Source organism: Eleftheria terrae (genome assembly GCF_030419005.1).
Taxonomy (GTDB): Bacteria; Pseudomonadota; Gammaproteobacteria; order Burkholderiales; family Burkholderiaceae_C; genus Caldimonas; species Caldimonas terrae.
Map to the genome: position 1 here is coordinate 294,030 of NZ_CP106953.1, position 15,443 is coordinate 309,472.

Sequence of the window (15,443 nt, forward strand, 5' to 3'; positions counted from 1 at the left end):
CAGCGCCCCCCGACCGGCCGCCGGGCCTTCGGCACCCACCTCGGCAGCGAACCCGCGAGAACCGCAGCGGCCATCGGTTCCTCCCGCGCCACAGCGCACCTTCCGTCGCTTGTGGGGCCCGACACCACGGCGAGGCCGAGACGGGCGGGCGTCAAGGCAGGTGACGACGACCGGGGGCCGGTGACGCAACGTGCCGCGAGTCAGGAAGGCCCCTGTCACTGCTCCGCCCGCACTGTGACGCCGCTGACGGCCAGATCAGGGCTTGCAACGTCATCGCCCACTTGCGGCCCGTCGGTCCCCGCCGATTTGCCGTTGCTCAGCGACGCACAAGCGGCCCCGCAGATCGAGTGCAGCCACCCTGCCCGGGCGCGCACCAGCAATACGGCACCCAAGGCGCCAGCGGCGCGCGACACACCGGCTGGGCCGGCGTCAATCATCCTTGCTTCGCTGGCCCCCGGCCTCACTCACGGGCGCGCGCAACCTCCCTCATGCCCAGGTGCTCGGCACGCGCTGCGCTGGGCGGGTGCCCGATGATGCGCTTGAAGGCGCGGCTGAACGAAGCTTCCGAGTCGTAGCCGAGTCGATTCGCGGCGACTGCGACGCGCATGCCGTCCTGCGTGATCCAGCGTCGCGCCTGGAACATCTTGACCTTCGCCACGTATTTCGCCGGACTCTCGCCCACGGTGCGCGTGAAAGCCTCCGCGAAACTGGAGCGCGACGCGCTCATCAGATCGGCCAGCATCGGCACGCTCCAGTCGCGCTCGGGGTTCGCATGGATAGCTGCGAGCACCTTGCCGATCTTGGGGCAGCGGACCGCCGCGATCCAGCCGGTGGAATCGCTGCAGCCGCACTCCACCCAGGCGCGAATGATGCTGGCCGCCAGCACGTCTGCCAGCCGCGCGAGGATGCCGCATGCGCCGAGCCGGTCGAGCGCGACCTCGCGCTCCATGGCCTCCAACAGCGCAGGCACGGTGGGGTCGCGCTGCGCCAGGTCGCCCGCACGCATCACGTCCGGCATCATCGCCATGAGCGGATGCAAGGGGTCGAGGTTGAAGCGCAGGGTGCCGCAGAACATCACGTCGGACGCCGGCGGCTCGCGCCCTTCGCCGGACCCATCGGCGGCGGCCTCGGCGTCGCCGTGTACCAGGTAGATGTTCTCCGAAACCGCGACGCGAGCGAGCGAGTCGATGTCCACCGCCGGCACCTCCGGAGCGCTCGCGAGCACGTGAAAGCTGCCGCGTGGCAGCAGCACCGCGTCGCCAGGATTCAGGCGAACCCAGTCGGCCGCCTGCGTGCGCAGCCAGCCGCCCCCACGGGCGACAAAGTGGAACCGCGCTGATCGCTGCGCCGGGAAGGCCACCGCCCACGGCGGGCGCAGCAGGCAACGGCCGTACTCCACGCCATCGAGACGCAAGCCCAGCAGGATTTGAGTGAGGGTGTCCCGCAACTCCGGGGAGTCGGGAGGGCGGCGCAGCGGAGGGTCGGACAAACGGTCAAGCATTTTGGCTTTTCCGGCATGGAAACACCGAAATCTTATCCCTAAGCTGCGGACTCCGATCACAACCACGCCTCCAACCCGTGTCCACCGCTTCCACCTCCCATTGCATTGATGCTTGCACAGCCGTCCCGTCCGACACCGCCGGCCGCCCGATGGACTCCGCCGCACCGGCACGCTGGCCCGCTGTGGCCTCGCTGGCGCTGGGCGTGTTCGCGCTGGTGACCGCCGAGTTCCTGCCTGCGAGCCTGCTCACCGCCATGGCCACCGACCTGGGGGTCTCGGACGGTGCAGCTGGCCAGGCCGTCACGGTCACGGCGCTCGTCGGCGCGGTGGCTGCGCCTTCCATTCCTCTGCTCACCCGCCGCATCGACCGAAGGGCCGTCTTGCTGGCGTTGACCCTGCTGCTGGTGCTCTCCAACGGGCTCGCGGCCGCAGCGGGCTCCCTGCCGGTGCTGCTCCTTGCCCGCGTGATGCTCGGCATTGCCCTGGGCGGCTTCTGGTCGATGGCGGCTGCCCTGGCGATGCGCCTGGTGCCGGAGCGGCTCTTCGCACGCGCGATGTCGGTCATCCTCACCGGTGTCTCGGTCGCCACCGTGTGCGCCGCCCCCGTCGGTGCGTGGATGGGCGAGCTGTGGGGCTGGAGGAGCGCTTTTGTCGCTGCTGGAGCGGTCAGCATGCTGACCCTTGCCGCGCAGCTCTTCACGCTGCCAGCCCTGCCGCCGCGCGACAACCCGGATCTCAGAGTGCTGGGCCAGCTGTTGGGGCGCCCTGCCGTGCGCATCGCCCTGCTCGCCGTGCTGCTGGTCATCTCCGGCCACTTCGCGGGCTTTACCTACATCCGGCCATTGATGGAAGACGTCACCCGGCTCTCCGTCGGCGCCATCTCCGCCATCCTGCTGGGCTACGGCATTGGCGGCTTCTTTGGCAACTTCGCGGGCGGCCTGCTGGCTGAACGCAGTGAGCGTCTGGCCATCGTCTTTGGCGGTGGGCTGATCGCGGCGCTGGCGGGCAGCCTGCTGCTGGCCGGCAGCTCCGCGGTCGTTACCGCCGTGGCGGTCGCACTGTGGGGCTTCGCCTTCGGCGCTTTTCCGGTGGGGTTCCAGACCTGGATCGTGCGCGCGGCGCCCGACCAGGCCGAAGGCGCCGGAGGCCTGCTCGTGGCCGCGTTCCAGATCGCCATCGCCAGCGGCGCCATCGGCGGCGGCGTGCTGGTCGACCAGGTTGGCGCACGCGGTGGCCCGGCCTTTGCCGTCGTTGCGCTTGCGCTGGGCACCTTGCTCACCTTGCGCTACGGCCCTCGCCCCGCGCGTGCGTGAGCCTGGCCGGTACGCGTCACCCGCCTCGCCCAACGAACGCCTCTTGTTCACCCCACTGCCTCGCAGGAGACCATCATGCCCGCTGACAACGCGGTCAACCGCCGCATCATCCTTGCCGCCCGCCCGCGCGGCTTGCCGACGCTGCACGACTTTCACCTTGAATCCGCGCCCATTCCGGCGCCTGCCGATGGGCAAGTGCTGCTGCGTACGCTGTACCTGTCCCTCGATCCCTACATGCGCAACCTGATGGACGAGACGGGACCCGGCTACGCCCCCCCGGTGCCCCTGGGTGCGCCAATGGTGGGCGGCACGGTGAGCCGCGTCGTCGCTTCGCATCATCCAAAGTTTGCCGTCGGTGAACTCGTGCTTGCCAACGCGGGCTGGCAAGACTTCGCGCTGTCGAACGGCAGCGACTTGCTGCCGCTAGACGACCTCGAGCCGCCCTCGCTGGCACTGGGCGGGCTCGGCATGCCCGGCTTCACGGCCTACGTCGGGCTGCTGGATATCGGTGAACCCGGGCCCGGCGAGACGGTGGTGGTGGCCGCGGCAACCGGTGCGGTCGGCGCGGTTGTGGGGCAGCTTGCCAAGCTCAAGGGGGCCCGTGTGGTGGGCATCGCAGGCGGTGCCGAGAAATGCCGCTATGCGGTCGAAGAGCTCGGTTTCGACGCCTGCCTGGACCGTCGCGAAGAGCAGTTCGGCGAACGCCTGGCCAACGCCTGCCCGGACGGCATCGACGTGTACTTTGAAAACGTCGGCGGGGCGGTGTTCGACGCGGTATTGCCCCGGCTCAACATTGGCGCGCGAGTGCCGGTATGCGGGTTCATTGCGCACTACAACGATGACGCATCGTCGCAACCCGGCACCGACCGTCTGCCGCGGGTTCTAGCGACCCTGCTGCAAAAGCGCATCCGCATGCAGGGGTTCATCATCCTCGATCACTACGGCGAGCGCTTCCAGGCTTTTCGCCGAGAGATGGGTGAATGGGTCCGCAATGGCCAAGTCAAGCTCCGCGAGGACCGTGTCGATGGACTGGAGCAGGCGCCGTCGGCCTTCATCGGGCTGCTGGAAGGACGCAACTTCGGCAAGCTCGTGGTGCGTGTCGGACAGGACTGAAGAGGGGCCGCCGCGGTTGTCGGTCTGCGAAACGGCGCTCAAGGCCTGCGCGGGCCATTCCTTGCCTTGCCGGGCTCGGTTGAGGCAGGTTCATGCTGCTTCCCGAGATGGCGCCCATCGCTGCCATCCGCAACCCGCTTCGGCTTGGGCCGCAACGCTACGCTGTGCGCCACCGGCTTGCAGCGGGTTGCCATGCACGGCCGGCCGCCTGGCAGCAGCGAATGTCCCGCTGATTGCCAGTGCGAGCCGAGGCTTCGGCGCAACGCTGTGCAAACGGTACAGCTCGCGACGTGCGAGAAAGCGGCGGCCTCGTCCGCCGAGGCCGCCCCTTCTCTCACCCGGCTCTGCCGGCCTCCCGCCAAGGAACGGCGGGCCGCCAGGCAACGGTTGGCGAACATCGCCCGGTGGTGAAGCCGGGCGGCGCGGCGGGGTCGTACGGGTCGGCTGCGTTGCCGCCTCAGCGCCACGACCCTCGCACTCCGCGCGCGAGGAATGCGTGAGCAACAGGTGGCCACGAGCCATGGTCATCGCCACCAGCGGAAGGCCTCACGTCTGCCGTACCGTGTGCGCAGGCCGCGTCAGTTGCAGGCGAGCGTCGCGTAGGACTTGCCCGCCCCGGCCACGGTGGGCAGTTTCTGCTTCACGCAATCCGGATGATCGACCGTGTAGCGATACGGGATGCCAACCGGGAACACAGCCGTGGTCGCCCAGTCGGTGGCATCGCGCGTCGGCGACGATTCGCTGGGCACCCAGGTGATGTTGAAGCGGCTGAAGTCGGCAGGACTCTGAACGTTGTTGTTCCGCAATTCCCAATAGCCGATGGACGAGCTGTCGCGAGAAGTCACCGGGTTCTGCGCGTTCTCGAAGTAATTGCCCTCGATCAGCGAGTACCCGCCCATGCGGATATTGGCGCCCGAAGTGAGCACGCCGCTGTAGAGGTTGTTATAGAGGTGGGTATAGCCAGCGCGCTGCAGCGGCAATCGGGATTTGACGTTCTGATAGTAGTTGTGATGGAACGTGATGTAGCGGTCGCTCGCGTCGCTGTCGCTGGAGCCGATGAGGCCGACCTTCTGGTGATCGTGAATGTGGTTGTAGGAATAGGTGATGTGATGCGCACCGGCCTTGCTGTCGATCAGGCCGTCGAACTCGAGATCGCCAGCGCCTGAACATTCCTTCACGCTGCTGAACAGCGTGTTGTGGTCCACCCAGATGTAGCTGGGCGACTTGCCGCCCTGCCCTTCGATGCCCAGAGCGTCGATCGAACCCGGCAGCAGTCCGATGGTCATGTTGCGGATGATGACGTTGGACGTGTCGCCCTTGATGGCAAGTCCAAAGTTGGCGGAGGAGCCATCCGTGCCTTCGATGGTGATGTTCTTCTTGCCCTTGATCTCGACAATGTCGCCGTCGGGCTTCTTCCACTGAGTGCAGGGGTCGGTGATGGTCGAGAAGTCGAACTTGCCGCTGTAGCGGATGACGAGCCCGCCGCTGCCACTATAGGCGTTGATGGCTGCCTGCATCTGGGCCGCCGTGCTGACGGTGACGGGCGCCGCGGTGCCGCCACCGGTGACTTCGCCGCCAAAGCCGCCGCTGTGGTGAGGGGCTGGGGCCGGAGACGGAGACGGAGACGGAGACGGAGACGGAGACGGAGATGGAGTTGGCGAGGGCGAAGGAGCGCCGACGGGTCCAACAGCGCACTTCTTGGCCTTGCCCGGGTTGGGATCACTCCCGAAGGTGGCCTGCGTGCACTCGACCGAGCCGGAGAGCGTCTTCACCACCCACTTGTCCTTGATGCCGAACGACACCTCACGCGGCGTGCTGCCGACGTTCTTGCAAGTCTCCCCTTCATCGGCGCATTTCGAGAAGCCGGACGGCCAGTCGCGGGCCAGGGCGGGCGTTCCCGCGGCGCAGGCCAGGCTCAAGGCAGCCAGCCTCAGCAGGGTCTGGTTGGTAGACATGGTGCTATCTCCTTCAGTTATTTCTCTAAACAAGACGCTGTGAACAGGCCGTGGCCAAGTGGCCGTGGCAGGGACCGCCTGGCCACGGAAAGCGGACGCTTCTTCCTGCCGGCGTTGGGGCGCATGCCGGACACGGACGCGACCACCTGGATGGGGGACCGCTACCGAGGACTCGATACACCGACAACGAGCGCAGGCTACATCATCGACGCACATTTGAAACATCGTTTTTTCGTTCTGAAACGATGTTTCTTTTTCGACATGCAACCTCTCTGCGGGTTGCGAGGGGACAGCACCGCTGCATCGGTTGGGTTGCCGCGCACCGGGTGAGGATGGCCAGGCGGCGGGAGTTCACAACGCAGTTGCGGACGGGTGGCAAGCCCAAACGCAGGCGCGCTCCGAGCGTGCCCACTTGGGTAGCGCGGCGATCAGAACGCCTCAAGAGAGGCTCGAGGGCGTGCTCCCGCAGCGCCTTTTCGCTGAGCAGTGGTGCGCGACGGGGGTCCAGTACTGGGGAGGGCTCACGCGATGGCCGGAGCCGCGGTGCTTTCCGCGGCGCGCCAGGGTGCGGCTTCGAGTGGCCGCCGCGGCCTCAAGCTTTGAACACGCCGGCCACTGCTGTTCCCTGTGCCGGCCACCACGGCCGGCCAGCCGAATCAAAGAGCGGCGTGCCGGCTTCTGACGGCGCTGGTCTCGGCCGGCTGGCGGGCGGGGCCGACCGGGCGGTCGTGGAGCAAGTCCAAGGTGAGTTGGTGGAGCCGGCTGCCGGGACGCACCAGTTCCTCCAGCATGTCGAAGTGGTGCGCATTGGGCAGCACTTCATACACCGGCACCGCCGCCGCCCCCCATGCCGACCGGATCAAGGCGCTTTGCCGCTTGTACTCGTCGCTTTCCTGGCCGCCGACGACTGCCAGCAAAGGAACACGTGGAGGTGGGAAGAGGTAGGGGCTCAGCTTGCGGGCTGTGGCCCGAGTCAGCCCCAGGTCTTGCTGCAGGAAGGGAGTGCAGCGGATGGCTTCAAGGTCAAACAATCCTGAAATGGCAAGCGCTCCGCGCACGGGGTCGGGCGGCAGCTCGGGATTCGCTTCCCGCCACAGGCAGCTGGCCATCATCGCTGCGAGGTGGCCGCCGGCAGAATGGCCTACCACGTAGATGCGGTCAGGGTCGCCGCCCAGCCGGTCGATGTTGCGCGACACCCAGGCGACCGCCCGGACTGATTGCATGACGATCTGCTCGATGGTGGCAGCCGGGCACAGGGCGTAGTTCGGCAGGACGAGGCTGACACCTTCGCGGACAAGGGCGGGCGCGATGAAAGAGTGATCGGCCTTGTCCAGGCCGCGCCACAAGCCGCCGTGCAGAAAGACCAGCACGGGCGCATGGCGGCGATGGGTCGGAAAGACATCGAGGGTTTCGTTCAGCCCGTCCCCGTAGCGGATGTCGAGTCGGCGCGAGAGTGCCGCCCGGGCCTGGGCTGAGGCGTGGGCCCAGCGGAGCAGGGTTTGCGAATACTCGGGGATCCGTCCCCGGGCGCTGTACTGGCCGTTGAGCCAGACAGGGTCGAGCTTGCGCCGCATCATCAGCGTCTCCTTTTGGGTCTCTGTTGCTGGGCACTTCTATACTGAATGAAGCAAGGGATTTTGACCGGAAGCAGCACATCATGAACGTTACCGTCCTCGGCATTGGGCTGATGGGCCTGCCCATGGGCAGGCGACTGCGCGAAGCCGGCTTTGCCGTGACCGCCTGGAACCGCACGCAGGAGAAGGCCTTGCGCTTGGCCTCGCACGGCGCACGGGTAGCGCACACAGCCGCCCAGGCGGTTCGCGATGCCGACGTGGTGATCACCATGCTGGAGAACGGCGACGTGGTGGACAGCGTCTTGTTCGGTCAGGGGGTGGCGGCGGTGCTGAAGCCCGGAACGCTTGTCATCGACATGAGTTCGATCAGACCTGCACAAGCGCGCCAACACGCGGCACGCCTGGGCGAGCTGGGTGTGCCGCATCTGGATGCCCCGGTATCGGGCGGCACGGTGGGTGCCGAGGAAGGCACCCTGGCCATCATGGTGGGCGGTGACTCGAGCGCCTTCGAGCGCGCGCTGCCTCTTTTCAAGGCACTGGGCCGCGCAACGCATGTGGGGCCGCACGGTGCCGGCCAGTTGGCGAAGCTGGCCAATCAGATGATCGTGGGCATCACGATTGGCGCCGTCAGTGAAGCATTATTGTTGTGCGCCCGGGGGGGCGCCGATGTTGGCAAGGTACGCGAAGCCATTCGCGGCGGATTTGCCGAAAGCCGGGTGCTGGAGCTGCATGGGCAGCGCATGGTGGACGGTGATTTCATCAAGCGGGCGGCATTGACGGTACAGCTGAAGGACCTGCGCAACGCCTTGAGCACCGCCGCTGAGCTGGACTTCGAGGCTCCGGTGACGGCATTGTTCGAGCAGTTGTATGCAAGCGCGGCGGAGCACGGCTTCGCCGAACTGGACCATAGCGCGCTGTTCAAGGAACTGGCTCGGCGCAACGGAATGTAGCTGCACCTTGCAGCAAGGGGGCTTGCTCGCGCTACAATCTCATTATTGTGGGGACGTAGCTCAGCTGGGAGAGCGTCGCGTTCGCAATGCGAAGGTCGGGAGTTCGATCCTCCTCGTCTCCACCACGCATCCTGCAGCACCTATAAATCCAGCGCTGAAGCGGCCCTACAGGTTAGCAACAGCAAACCACCATTGGGAAGATAGGTACAAGTAGTAGGTACAGAAAGAAGGGCCGGAAGGGCCCTTTTTCTTTTCCCGTTCATCGTTTCCCTGCTTCTAACGCGCGCACCCGCTGCCTCAGCTGGAAGTTGTCTACAACGATCACAGCCAGGGCGACGGCCTGGAATATCTCCATCGAGTACGGCACTTGGCTGAAGAAGGTCCATGCCATCCCGGAGGCGACAACGGCCGTCAACAGAAGAGACAGGCGGTCTTTCATTCGCTGCGTTCCTTCATCAAGTTCCCGCGCGCCGGTTCTCCTGCTTCCGGGCCAGCTTGTAGCCTGCTACTCCGCCGACAACGAGGCACAGTGCCATGAAGCCCAGGGATGCCATGTAGACGTTCCCGATGTCCTCGTCAGACTGGATGTACCGCGGGCCGTACCACAGCCCGAACAATCGAACGAGGTAGTACGAGAGCACAGCGGCACCGGCAGCGCAGCCTAGGGTGTACAGGAAGCGCTTCATGGCATCTGCCAGAACCAGATGGCCTTGGACTTGGTATCCAGCAGGGGACCGTCCCCTTTGATGGTCGGATGGTTCGACCACAAGCTGTGTGAAGGTTGCCATGTTGTTCTCTCCCTTGATGACGGCAAGATTTTGGTACATCGAGGTCAGAAGTCCCGTCCGGTGATGCCCGTTCTTGTAGCGGAGCGTTTCCTCCACTCGAAAAAACAGAGGCGCCCGGAGGCACCCCTAGTTCCGTATCGCCCTGCTCAGACGCCCGGGTCGCGAACCTGACTGGTGACCGTGGCCTTGCGTACTGAGCCGCCGGTGATGGCATCCAAGCGGCAGCGATACAGCGTCGAAACCGCCGTGAAGCGGATGCCGATGGAGTCTCCCGAGTTGAGCGAGTAGCAGCGACTGCCAGGACCTGTGGGGCCGCTCCAGTTGGTCCCGTCTACGCTCGTCTCGACGACTAAGGTCACCTTGTCGGTGGTCGTGCAGTTGATTACGACATCTTTGCCAACGGCAACGCTACGGCCAGCTCCCGTGATGAACAGTTGAGGCCCGCCGGGAATGTCCCCAGGCACGTGGCCGTGTGCCATGCCGGCGTCCATATCGAGCGTTAGGGGCCCGTGCCGGCTATCAACGCGGTAAAGCAGCGTTTCAGCACAAGTTGGGTCGGAGGCGAAGTCCACGTAGTCGCGCAGACCGGCTCTTGCCGGGTACGGACGAACACGAAGAGTCATGCAGTTATTTCCTTGGAAGTAGTGAATGAGAACGGCCCCGAAGGGCCGCCGATGGTTGAGTCACAGGTTTCCCCGTGGACAGCCTGGAAGGCCGCCTAGCGCCCCTTCTCGGGGTCTGTAGCGGGCTGGAGGTCCACCAAGTAATTCGCGAGGTTGCGCACCCCGTAGAGGTTGGAGCCGGGCAGCGCCCCGACCAGGGACCGCATTTCCGCCTTGGTGGTCACATCGCTCCCTGTCGCCATCCCGGCGAGGGTTGCTGGAGCGGACATCAGGCGCCCCGCTACGGTGAGCGAAGGGGTCTGAAGGAAGTTGCGGGTGTCGGTGTTGGTAGTCGTCCCAGGCTGCACGAGGGAGTCACCTCCTGTCAGCAGCCCATACCCGGTATCGAACAGAGCGGGAACCACACCAGCCGATGCCATGCGGAAGAACGCACCCTGACCGATGCGCTCGGGGCTGAGGCGGTCCTCCAGCGCTGCCGGGTCATGGGCGTAGTTGATCGCGTTCTGGGTCATATAGGCCATGGCGTTGCCGACAAAGCCAATAACCCATACTCGAATCGCCGTCTCATCCGCGAAGTTCACCTGCTTTAGGAAGTTCTTCGCGTGGGCCACCAGCATGAACGTCTTCAGTTCCCCGAAGATTTTCCCGATGGTGGTGTGCATGAACGGCATCGTCTCGCCCAGGTCCTGATCCTGCACGGCGTCCCGCACTTCCCGCGAGAGGACCAATTGGAACTTCTCGTAGGTCTCGGGGTACTTCGCCTGCCATGCCTCCCATTCGATGCCCCGGACGGTTCCACCGGGCCCGGCGTCAGAGAACTGCCGGAGCTGTCCTAGCATGGTGTCCAGATAGTCGGCATCAATTCCCTGGGCAACGAAGCGTTCCCGCAGCTTGGGCGTGACCTGCTGCAGCCCCATTGCAAGGTCATGCATCCGCTGCACCGCCATTCGCCCGGCGAACTGCCGAGTGATAGAGGTCATGGACGCATTGCCGGAAAGGATGTCAACCGCGTGGGAGACCGTGTGCGCTCCTCGCTCAAAGCCACTCAGGGCTGCCCCCATGAAGCCTGGCTCCAGCTCGGCATTCCTCATGTAGGTCATTGCCAGTTCATTGCCGAAGCCGGCGATGTGCTGGATGTCCCGGGCCAGCTTGGCGTCGGGAACGTGACCCGCCCGTAGCGCCTTCGTGAACTGGCTGAGCGAGGGCACATGACGGACGAAGGCCCGGAACCCCATAACCGACACCGCCTGCATCATCTCGAAGGTAGCAGCCAGGCCGAGCTGGCCCAGCATCACAGAGCGGGTGTAGCCCCGGATGGCTGCCGCCATGCGGGCCGGAGTGGAGAAGTCCTGGGTAGACATCGGGCGGCCGGTGATGTTCGCGTAGATGTCATTCAGCAGCCGCAGCTCGGCCTGAGCGGCCGGAGAGGGGTTCTCGGTGAACCAGTCGGTAACCTCCTTGGTGCGGGCGGCCCAATCCGCACGAGACCGAATGCCGACCTTAGCGGCCGCCACGTGTCCACCCATAGAGCCGACATAGGCGTCAACGAGGACGCGGCTGTCGTTCTCCAGGAGGTCCGAGACCTTCAGGGTTCCTGCCTCGGTCTTGATCGAGAAGTTTTCATCAAGGTCAAACCGGAACTTGAGGTTAGGCGCCTGTCCTGCGTCACTGGCACCACCGCGGGCTTCGAACAGGGTATCCACGATGGAATCCACCTGGGACGGCGCGAGACCCGCCGCCTTCAGTTCGCTTCGCAGGGTGCCCATGTCCTGGGCTCCGAGGAGGATGTCCTGCATCACCGGGGAGAATTCCAGCTGCTTGACTGCCTGGAGGAACCTAGCTGCCTTCGCGGTGTCGCCCGTGAGGCCAGGGACCTGAATCGCCCCGGCTACCACGTCAATGACAGCTTGCTTGCCGTGCATTGCCTCCAGCTCTCGAATCTTCCCGATGTCCCACTGGCGGTTAACGTAGAAGTCCCGCACGTCTACCCCGTCAGCGCCCTTGACGCCGACCTTCTTGGCTTCCCGAAGGATGGTCTCGTAGACCTTCCTCTGGGCGGCCGAAGCCTTGCGGAGCATCGGCGCAATCTGGGGGTTGTCGTCCAGGACAGTCTCGTCCCCTCGGGTCACCCTCGTGACCATCTCATAAAAGCCCCGCTCGACCTTGTAGCGCTGGTAGACGTTCAGGCCGAGGACCCGCGCCGCCTCCTGGAACTGCTCCTTTGCCTCGCGGAAGAACTGACCGGCCACGGTCCTCCGAAGGTGCGACTTCCATTCCGAGGCGGTCCAGCCCTGTGCGACTTCCTTGTCTACTGCAATAGGGTCCTTCACAAGGGAGAACGCAAGCCGGCGAACCAGCGGGTTCTCGGAGCTGTTCAGCTTCGCGAAGATGTCGAACCGAATCGGCACCTTTTTGCCTGCCACCTCGATATGCGCCAGGGCGGTAGCCTGGTCCGCAACAGCGTCAACAAGCGAAGCCTGGGCGGAGCCGATGGAGCCCCGAGCGATGAAGCCGGCAGGAGCGTCGTGCGGGGTAGCAGGGGTCACTGCGGGCACCTTCAGCGCCTGCTTGACAGCTCCGCTGCCGGCCGGCTGCACTGCTGCCTCCTCAGGAGCGCCCAGCTTCTCCCGTAGTTCGTCCGGCAGGAACACCTCCCCGGTCTCCGGCTCGTCCCGTTTCATGAGGTCGAACCATGCAGCCGAGTCTGATAGGTCCACCGCATCGGGCCGGGGTTGGCCCGCCTGCGCTACTTGGTCTCGCAGCCGGTTGGCCCGAGCCCATGCCTTGATGGCTTCCACCGTGTCGGGATTCGTGAATGCCTGCTCGGCCTGGGCTGCGGTTTCGTCATCGACCTGCCGGAACCATGTATTCGGGTCCGCCATAGACTCCTCTGCCGCTTCCATGCGGAGAGCACGGCCGGGGAACATCTCTTCTAGGATCTGGCGGGACTGTTCGGCGAACTTGTCACCAAGCCGCTGCATGAAGGCGGCATCGTCGGATGCCTGCCGCGCCTCCAGCTCGGCGACCTTGGCCTCCGCTTCACTAGCCGACAATCGGCCCGCCTGGATATCTCGGACAAGCTGATGGGTTGTGACCACCTCGTCCACCTGCCGAGCCTGCAGCGGTGTCAGCTCCTCGCCTGCATGGGCGGCATGCAGGGCCTTCAAGGCTGCATGCTCCTTCCAAGCTGTCTCAGCGATGCGCCGCTCTGCCTTGAGACCTGCGGCCGCAAAAGGAGTCGTGATCGCGGCCCCGAGAAGGCCGGCGGCCAATACGGCCGACATGTCGTCCTCAAAGTTGACGGATTGCCGGAGCTTTTCAATTGCGGCGTTTCCGGCGGCGCCAGTGGTCACCCCTATGGCCATCGCTTTGGCTGTTCCAGCGGAGGCAGCTTGCTGCGCGGTGGCGCCTGCGAGGTTCTCAGCGGCAGCAAGGGCTTCACCTGTGCCCGAAGCTCGACGGACCCGGGTGGCCGCCTTCCCCAGTTCGGCTACCTTTGCAGCCCTCGCCGCCCAGCCTCCGACCATGCCGACCAGGAGCTGATCGGGAAGGACGGCATTGACTGCAAAGCGGCCTGCAGTGCCCCAGCCCCCGAGGTCTCCCAGGCGGGTAAGGTCCTCCTGCTTATCAAGGAGTCGGCTTTTGATGTACTGCGCATGGGCTGCAGACCGCGCCTCGTAGAGGTGGGGCCGAAGATCCTCCCATACACCTTCCGACAGCTCTTTCCACTCCGCATCCTGGAAGGGCGAGTAATTCGGATCAGGGAGCAGCTGCCGGCCGACGTAGTTCGCTATCAGTCCATCGGCAAAGCCGTCCTGACGCCATATCGATTGCATGGTGTCGGCAGCCGTGGTGGCCTCCTTGCGCTTGCGCTGCTCTTCCGCCTGCTCGTATGCGGTGGGACCGGGGTTCAGAGGCAGGTTGTCCTGCACTCCGCCGGGGCCACCAGCGTCCGAGAAGACGGCCTGCTGGGCGCGGCGGAAGGCGTCTTGATATGGGTTGTTGTCCATGTTGCTCCGTTAAGGTGGGTAGAGGGACCGGCCCGCTACTCCCGGTAGAGAGGAGCAAGTGAGACGGTCCCGTGATAGAGGGCGGGCTGGATGACCAAGCTGTCACCGAGCTGCCATTCGATGAACGCGGTGTAGTGAGCGCGGCGCGTTGAGAAGGCCGGAGGTGCGATTCGGCAGCCCTTGACTGTCCGAATTCGGACATGAGGGACGATGAGCAGCGCCGAGGGCTGCGGGTCTCCCCAGTGGGCTCCCTCATAGGTGAAACTCAGCGCCCCAGGTCCGACCCAGTAGCTCACCCACTGGCCTGCCCGGAAGCCCGGGGGAACCGCCTCCGCGAGCGAGGTCGGTCGGTGGCTGAAGTAGCCCTCGGGGATCACTTCTCGGAGCCCTTCGTGCCGTGGGTCAGCGGGATGACCTGGACATAGCTGTCGGCATCCGGCGTCCCTCCCGCGGACACCCGTAGGCGGTCCCCAGGACGCAGCGGGATGACCTCAGCCCGGTATTGCTCAAGCTTCCGGATTAAGTCCGGGGCTCCCTCCCGAACAGCAGTGACCGTGGCGGCTGCGCTGGAGATCAGCAAAGCGCCGACGGCGGCCCGGAAGGGAGGAAGGGTGACCTCGCCCAACAGCGGAACCCGCAGGGGCTCCACCTTTGGGGTGCTTGCCAAGTAGGTGCTGATCTTGAGAGGGCAGCGGATGGCGAGCCGCGGGTGGCCCTTGCAGCGAGAGAGGCGGCGGTTCATCGGATCGCCTTCTTCTTTCCGCCACGGACCCACTCACCGGCGAACTGACGGAACAGCTGTGTAGACCGGGCAAGAGTCAGCTCATTGATAGCGGAGCTGAGGCGGTCCGGGCGGTTCGTCTGGAGGTATTCATAGAAGTCTTCCAGTTCCTCGGCTCCCAGACCCTGACTGACGAGGGCCGCGTTCACCTGGCCCTTGAAGAAGTCGAAGCCGCCTTGCACGTACTCCCAAGCCATTTCCCGGGAGATGCCGCTGCTTTCGGCGAGACTGTTAGCTACATGTGCCCAGCCCTCCTCGTTGCCGGTAGACACCACGGAGGCGGCGCCGGCCAGTGCGCCTTCATAGGCATGCTGCGGAAGCGGTTCAATGTCCTCCGCCCATGCCTCTTCCTGGTCCGGCGATGCCAGCTCCGGCTGAGGTGCTGAGGTCTGCTCCTGCTGCTCAAAGGACTGCTGCAGCTGCTGCACGGGAGAAGTCGCAGACGCCGGGGCCGCAATCCCGCTGGCAGCGGAGTTGACATCCACGTACTGCCCGCTTGGCAGCCGGACGAGGAAGCCGAGGGCCGCCGCTGACGCCAAGCTTGTGCGCAGGCCGCCGACATCGACGGTGCTCCCGCCCGGGCCAGCGTCATTCCGCAGGGTCGCCATGATGGAGCCGCCACTTTCTTGTGCCGGGGCTGCAGTGCTGATGCTTGCCCGCGCAAAACCAACGTGCTCGGCGGTGCCCCCGGCAGTTGAGCGGTAGCTGCCCTGGTGCACCTGGGCGGCCGGTTCGATATGGTTGGGTTGGGCGACGGGCTCGGGCTGGGCGCCTGCAGTCACTCGGAGGGCGCCCCCGGCAAGGTGTTCAATGTGAGACATGAGATTTCTTTCTG

At 65.3% G+C, this 15,443-nt stretch carries 12 protein-coding genes and 1 tRNA gene; 4 read left to right on the top strand and 9 right to left on the bottom strand.

Annotation, left to right across the window (positions count from 1 at the left end; translation table 11 throughout):
• Positions 1 to 460 precede the first annotated feature (460 nt).
• Complete coding sequence (locus tag N7L95_RS28130; protein WP_301260942.1) at positions 461 to 1,501, bottom strand: AraC family transcriptional regulator; 1,041 nt, start codon at positions 1,499 to 1,501, stop codon at positions 461 to 463.
• Positions 1,502 to 1,650: 149 nt separating this feature from the next.
• Here N7L95_RS28130 and N7L95_RS28135 point away from each other — a divergent pair, with 149 nt between their 5' ends.
• Together N7L95_RS28135 and curA are read left to right on the top strand one after the other, a co-directional pair.
• Entirely contained in the window at positions 1,651 to 2,814 is a 1,164-nt protein-coding gene (locus N7L95_RS28135; RefSeq protein WP_301260943.1) for an MFS transporter, read from the top strand.
• A gap of 75 nt (positions 2,815 to 2,889) precedes the next feature.
• Entirely contained in the window at positions 2,890 to 3,927 is a 1,038-nt protein-coding gene (curA, locus tag N7L95_RS28140) for an NADPH-dependent curcumin/dihydrocurcumin reductase (RefSeq protein WP_301260944.1), read from the top strand.
• Between the two features lie 578 nt (positions 3,928 to 4,505).
• On the opposite strand, the gene N7L95_RS28145 is transcribed toward curA, so the two are convergent.
• Both N7L95_RS28145 and N7L95_RS28150 read right to left on the bottom strand, forming a co-directional pair.
• Positions 4,506 to 5,882 carry a pectate lyase family protein gene (locus N7L95_RS28145; RefSeq protein ID WP_301260945.1) on the bottom strand — a complete coding sequence of 459 codons (1,377 nt, stop codon included), beginning with the start codon at positions 5,880 to 5,882 and terminating at the stop codon, positions 4,506 to 4,508.
• 656 nt (positions 5,883 to 6,538) lie between these two features.
• A complete protein-coding gene (locus tag N7L95_RS28150) occupies positions 6,539 to 7,459 on the bottom strand; it encodes an alpha/beta hydrolase (RefSeq protein ID WP_363324898.1) in 921 nt (306 codons plus the stop codon).
• A gap of 80 nt (positions 7,460 to 7,539) precedes the next feature.
• Between N7L95_RS28150 and N7L95_RS28155 the strand changes: the two genes are divergently transcribed.
• The gene (locus N7L95_RS28155; protein WP_301260946.1) at positions 7,540 to 8,406 is read left to right on the top strand and encodes an NAD(P)-dependent oxidoreductase; all 867 of its coding nucleotides are present in this window, start codon (positions 7,540 to 7,542) and stop codon (positions 8,404 to 8,406) included.
• A gap of 49 nt (positions 8,407 to 8,455) precedes the next feature.
• A tRNA-Ala gene (locus tag N7L95_RS28160) sits at positions 8,456 to 8,531 on the top strand.
• Between the two features lie 134 nt (positions 8,532 to 8,665).
• Here N7L95_RS28160 and N7L95_RS28165 read toward each other — a convergent pair.
• The 6 genes from N7L95_RS28165 to N7L95_RS28190 all read right to left on the bottom strand — a co-directional run bounded on the left by N7L95_RS28165 (position 8,666) and on the right by N7L95_RS28190 (position 15,429).
• Positions 8,666 to 8,845 (bottom strand): hypothetical protein, encoded by a 180-nt coding sequence (locus tag N7L95_RS28165; RefSeq protein WP_301260947.1) that lies wholly within the window; start codon positions 8,843 to 8,845, stop codon positions 8,666 to 8,668.
• A 16-nt stretch (positions 8,846 to 8,861) separates the two neighbouring features.
• A complete protein-coding gene (locus N7L95_RS28170; protein WP_301260948.1) occupies positions 8,862 to 9,290 on the bottom strand; it encodes a hypothetical protein in 429 nt (142 codons plus the stop codon).
• A 50-nt stretch (positions 9,291 to 9,340) separates the two neighbouring features.
• On the bottom strand, positions 9,341 to 9,817 hold the full coding sequence (locus N7L95_RS28175) for a hypothetical protein (RefSeq protein WP_301260949.1): 477 nt from the start codon (positions 9,815 to 9,817) through the stop codon (positions 9,341 to 9,343).
• Positions 9,818 to 9,912: 95 nt separating this feature from the next.
• Positions 9,913 to 13,827, bottom strand: coding sequence for a hypothetical protein (locus N7L95_RS28180; protein WP_301260950.1), 3,915 nt, complete (start codon positions 13,825 to 13,827; stop codon positions 9,913 to 9,915).
• 373 nt (positions 13,828 to 14,200) lie between these two features.
• Entirely contained in the window at positions 14,201 to 14,569 is a 369-nt protein-coding gene (locus tag N7L95_RS28185) for a hypothetical protein (protein WP_301260951.1), read from the bottom strand.
• Positions 14,566 to 15,429 carry a hypothetical protein gene (locus N7L95_RS28190; RefSeq protein WP_301260952.1) on the bottom strand — a complete coding sequence of 288 codons (864 nt, stop codon included), beginning with the start codon at positions 15,427 to 15,429 and terminating at the stop codon, positions 14,566 to 14,568. The genes N7L95_RS28185 and N7L95_RS28190 overlap by 4 nt, the downstream gene beginning before the upstream one ends.
• Positions 15,430 to 15,443 lie beyond the last annotated feature (14 nt).

Bases quoted from the DNA above. Each gene is read 5' to 3' on its own strand.
- N7L95_RS28130 (WP_301260942.1), bottom strand. From the start codon at position 1,501: ATGCTTGACCGTTTGTCCGACCCTCCGCTGCGCCGCCCTCCCGACTCC.
- N7L95_RS28190 (WP_301260952.1), bottom strand. From the start codon at position 15,429: ATGTCTCACATTGAACACCTTGCCGGGGGCGCCCTCCGAGTGACTGCA.
- N7L95_RS28135 (WP_301260943.1), top strand. From the start codon at position 1,651: ATGGACTCCGCCGCACCGGCACGCTGGCCCGCTGTGGCCTCGCTGGCG.
- N7L95_RS28145 (WP_301260945.1), bottom strand. From the start codon at position 5,882: ATGTCTACCAACCAGACCCTGCTGAGGCTGGCTGCCTTGAGCCTGGCC.
- N7L95_RS28150 (WP_363324898.1), bottom strand. From the start codon at position 7,459: ATGATGCGGCGCAAGCTCGACCCTGTCTGGCTCAACGGCCAGTACAGC.
- N7L95_RS28155 (WP_301260946.1), top strand. From the start codon at position 7,540: ATGAACGTTACCGTCCTCGGCATTGGGCTGATGGGCCTGCCCATGGGC.
- curA (WP_301260944.1), top strand. From the start codon at position 2,890: ATGCCCGCTGACAACGCGGTCAACCGCCGCATCATCCTTGCCGCCCGC.
- N7L95_RS28180 (WP_301260950.1), bottom strand. From the start codon at position 13,827: ATGGACAACAACCCATATCAAGACGCCTTCCGCCGCGCCCAGCAGGCC.
- N7L95_RS28175 (WP_301260949.1), bottom strand. From the start codon at position 9,817: ATGACTCTTCGTGTTCGTCCGTACCCGGCAAGAGCCGGTCTGCGCGAC.
- N7L95_RS28185 (WP_301260951.1), bottom strand. From the start codon at position 14,569: ATGAACCGCCGCCTCTCTCGCTGCAAGGGCCACCCGCGGCTCGCCATC.
- N7L95_RS28165 (WP_301260947.1), bottom strand. From the start codon at position 8,845: ATGAAAGACCGCCTGTCTCTTCTGTTGACGGCCGTTGTCGCCTCCGGG.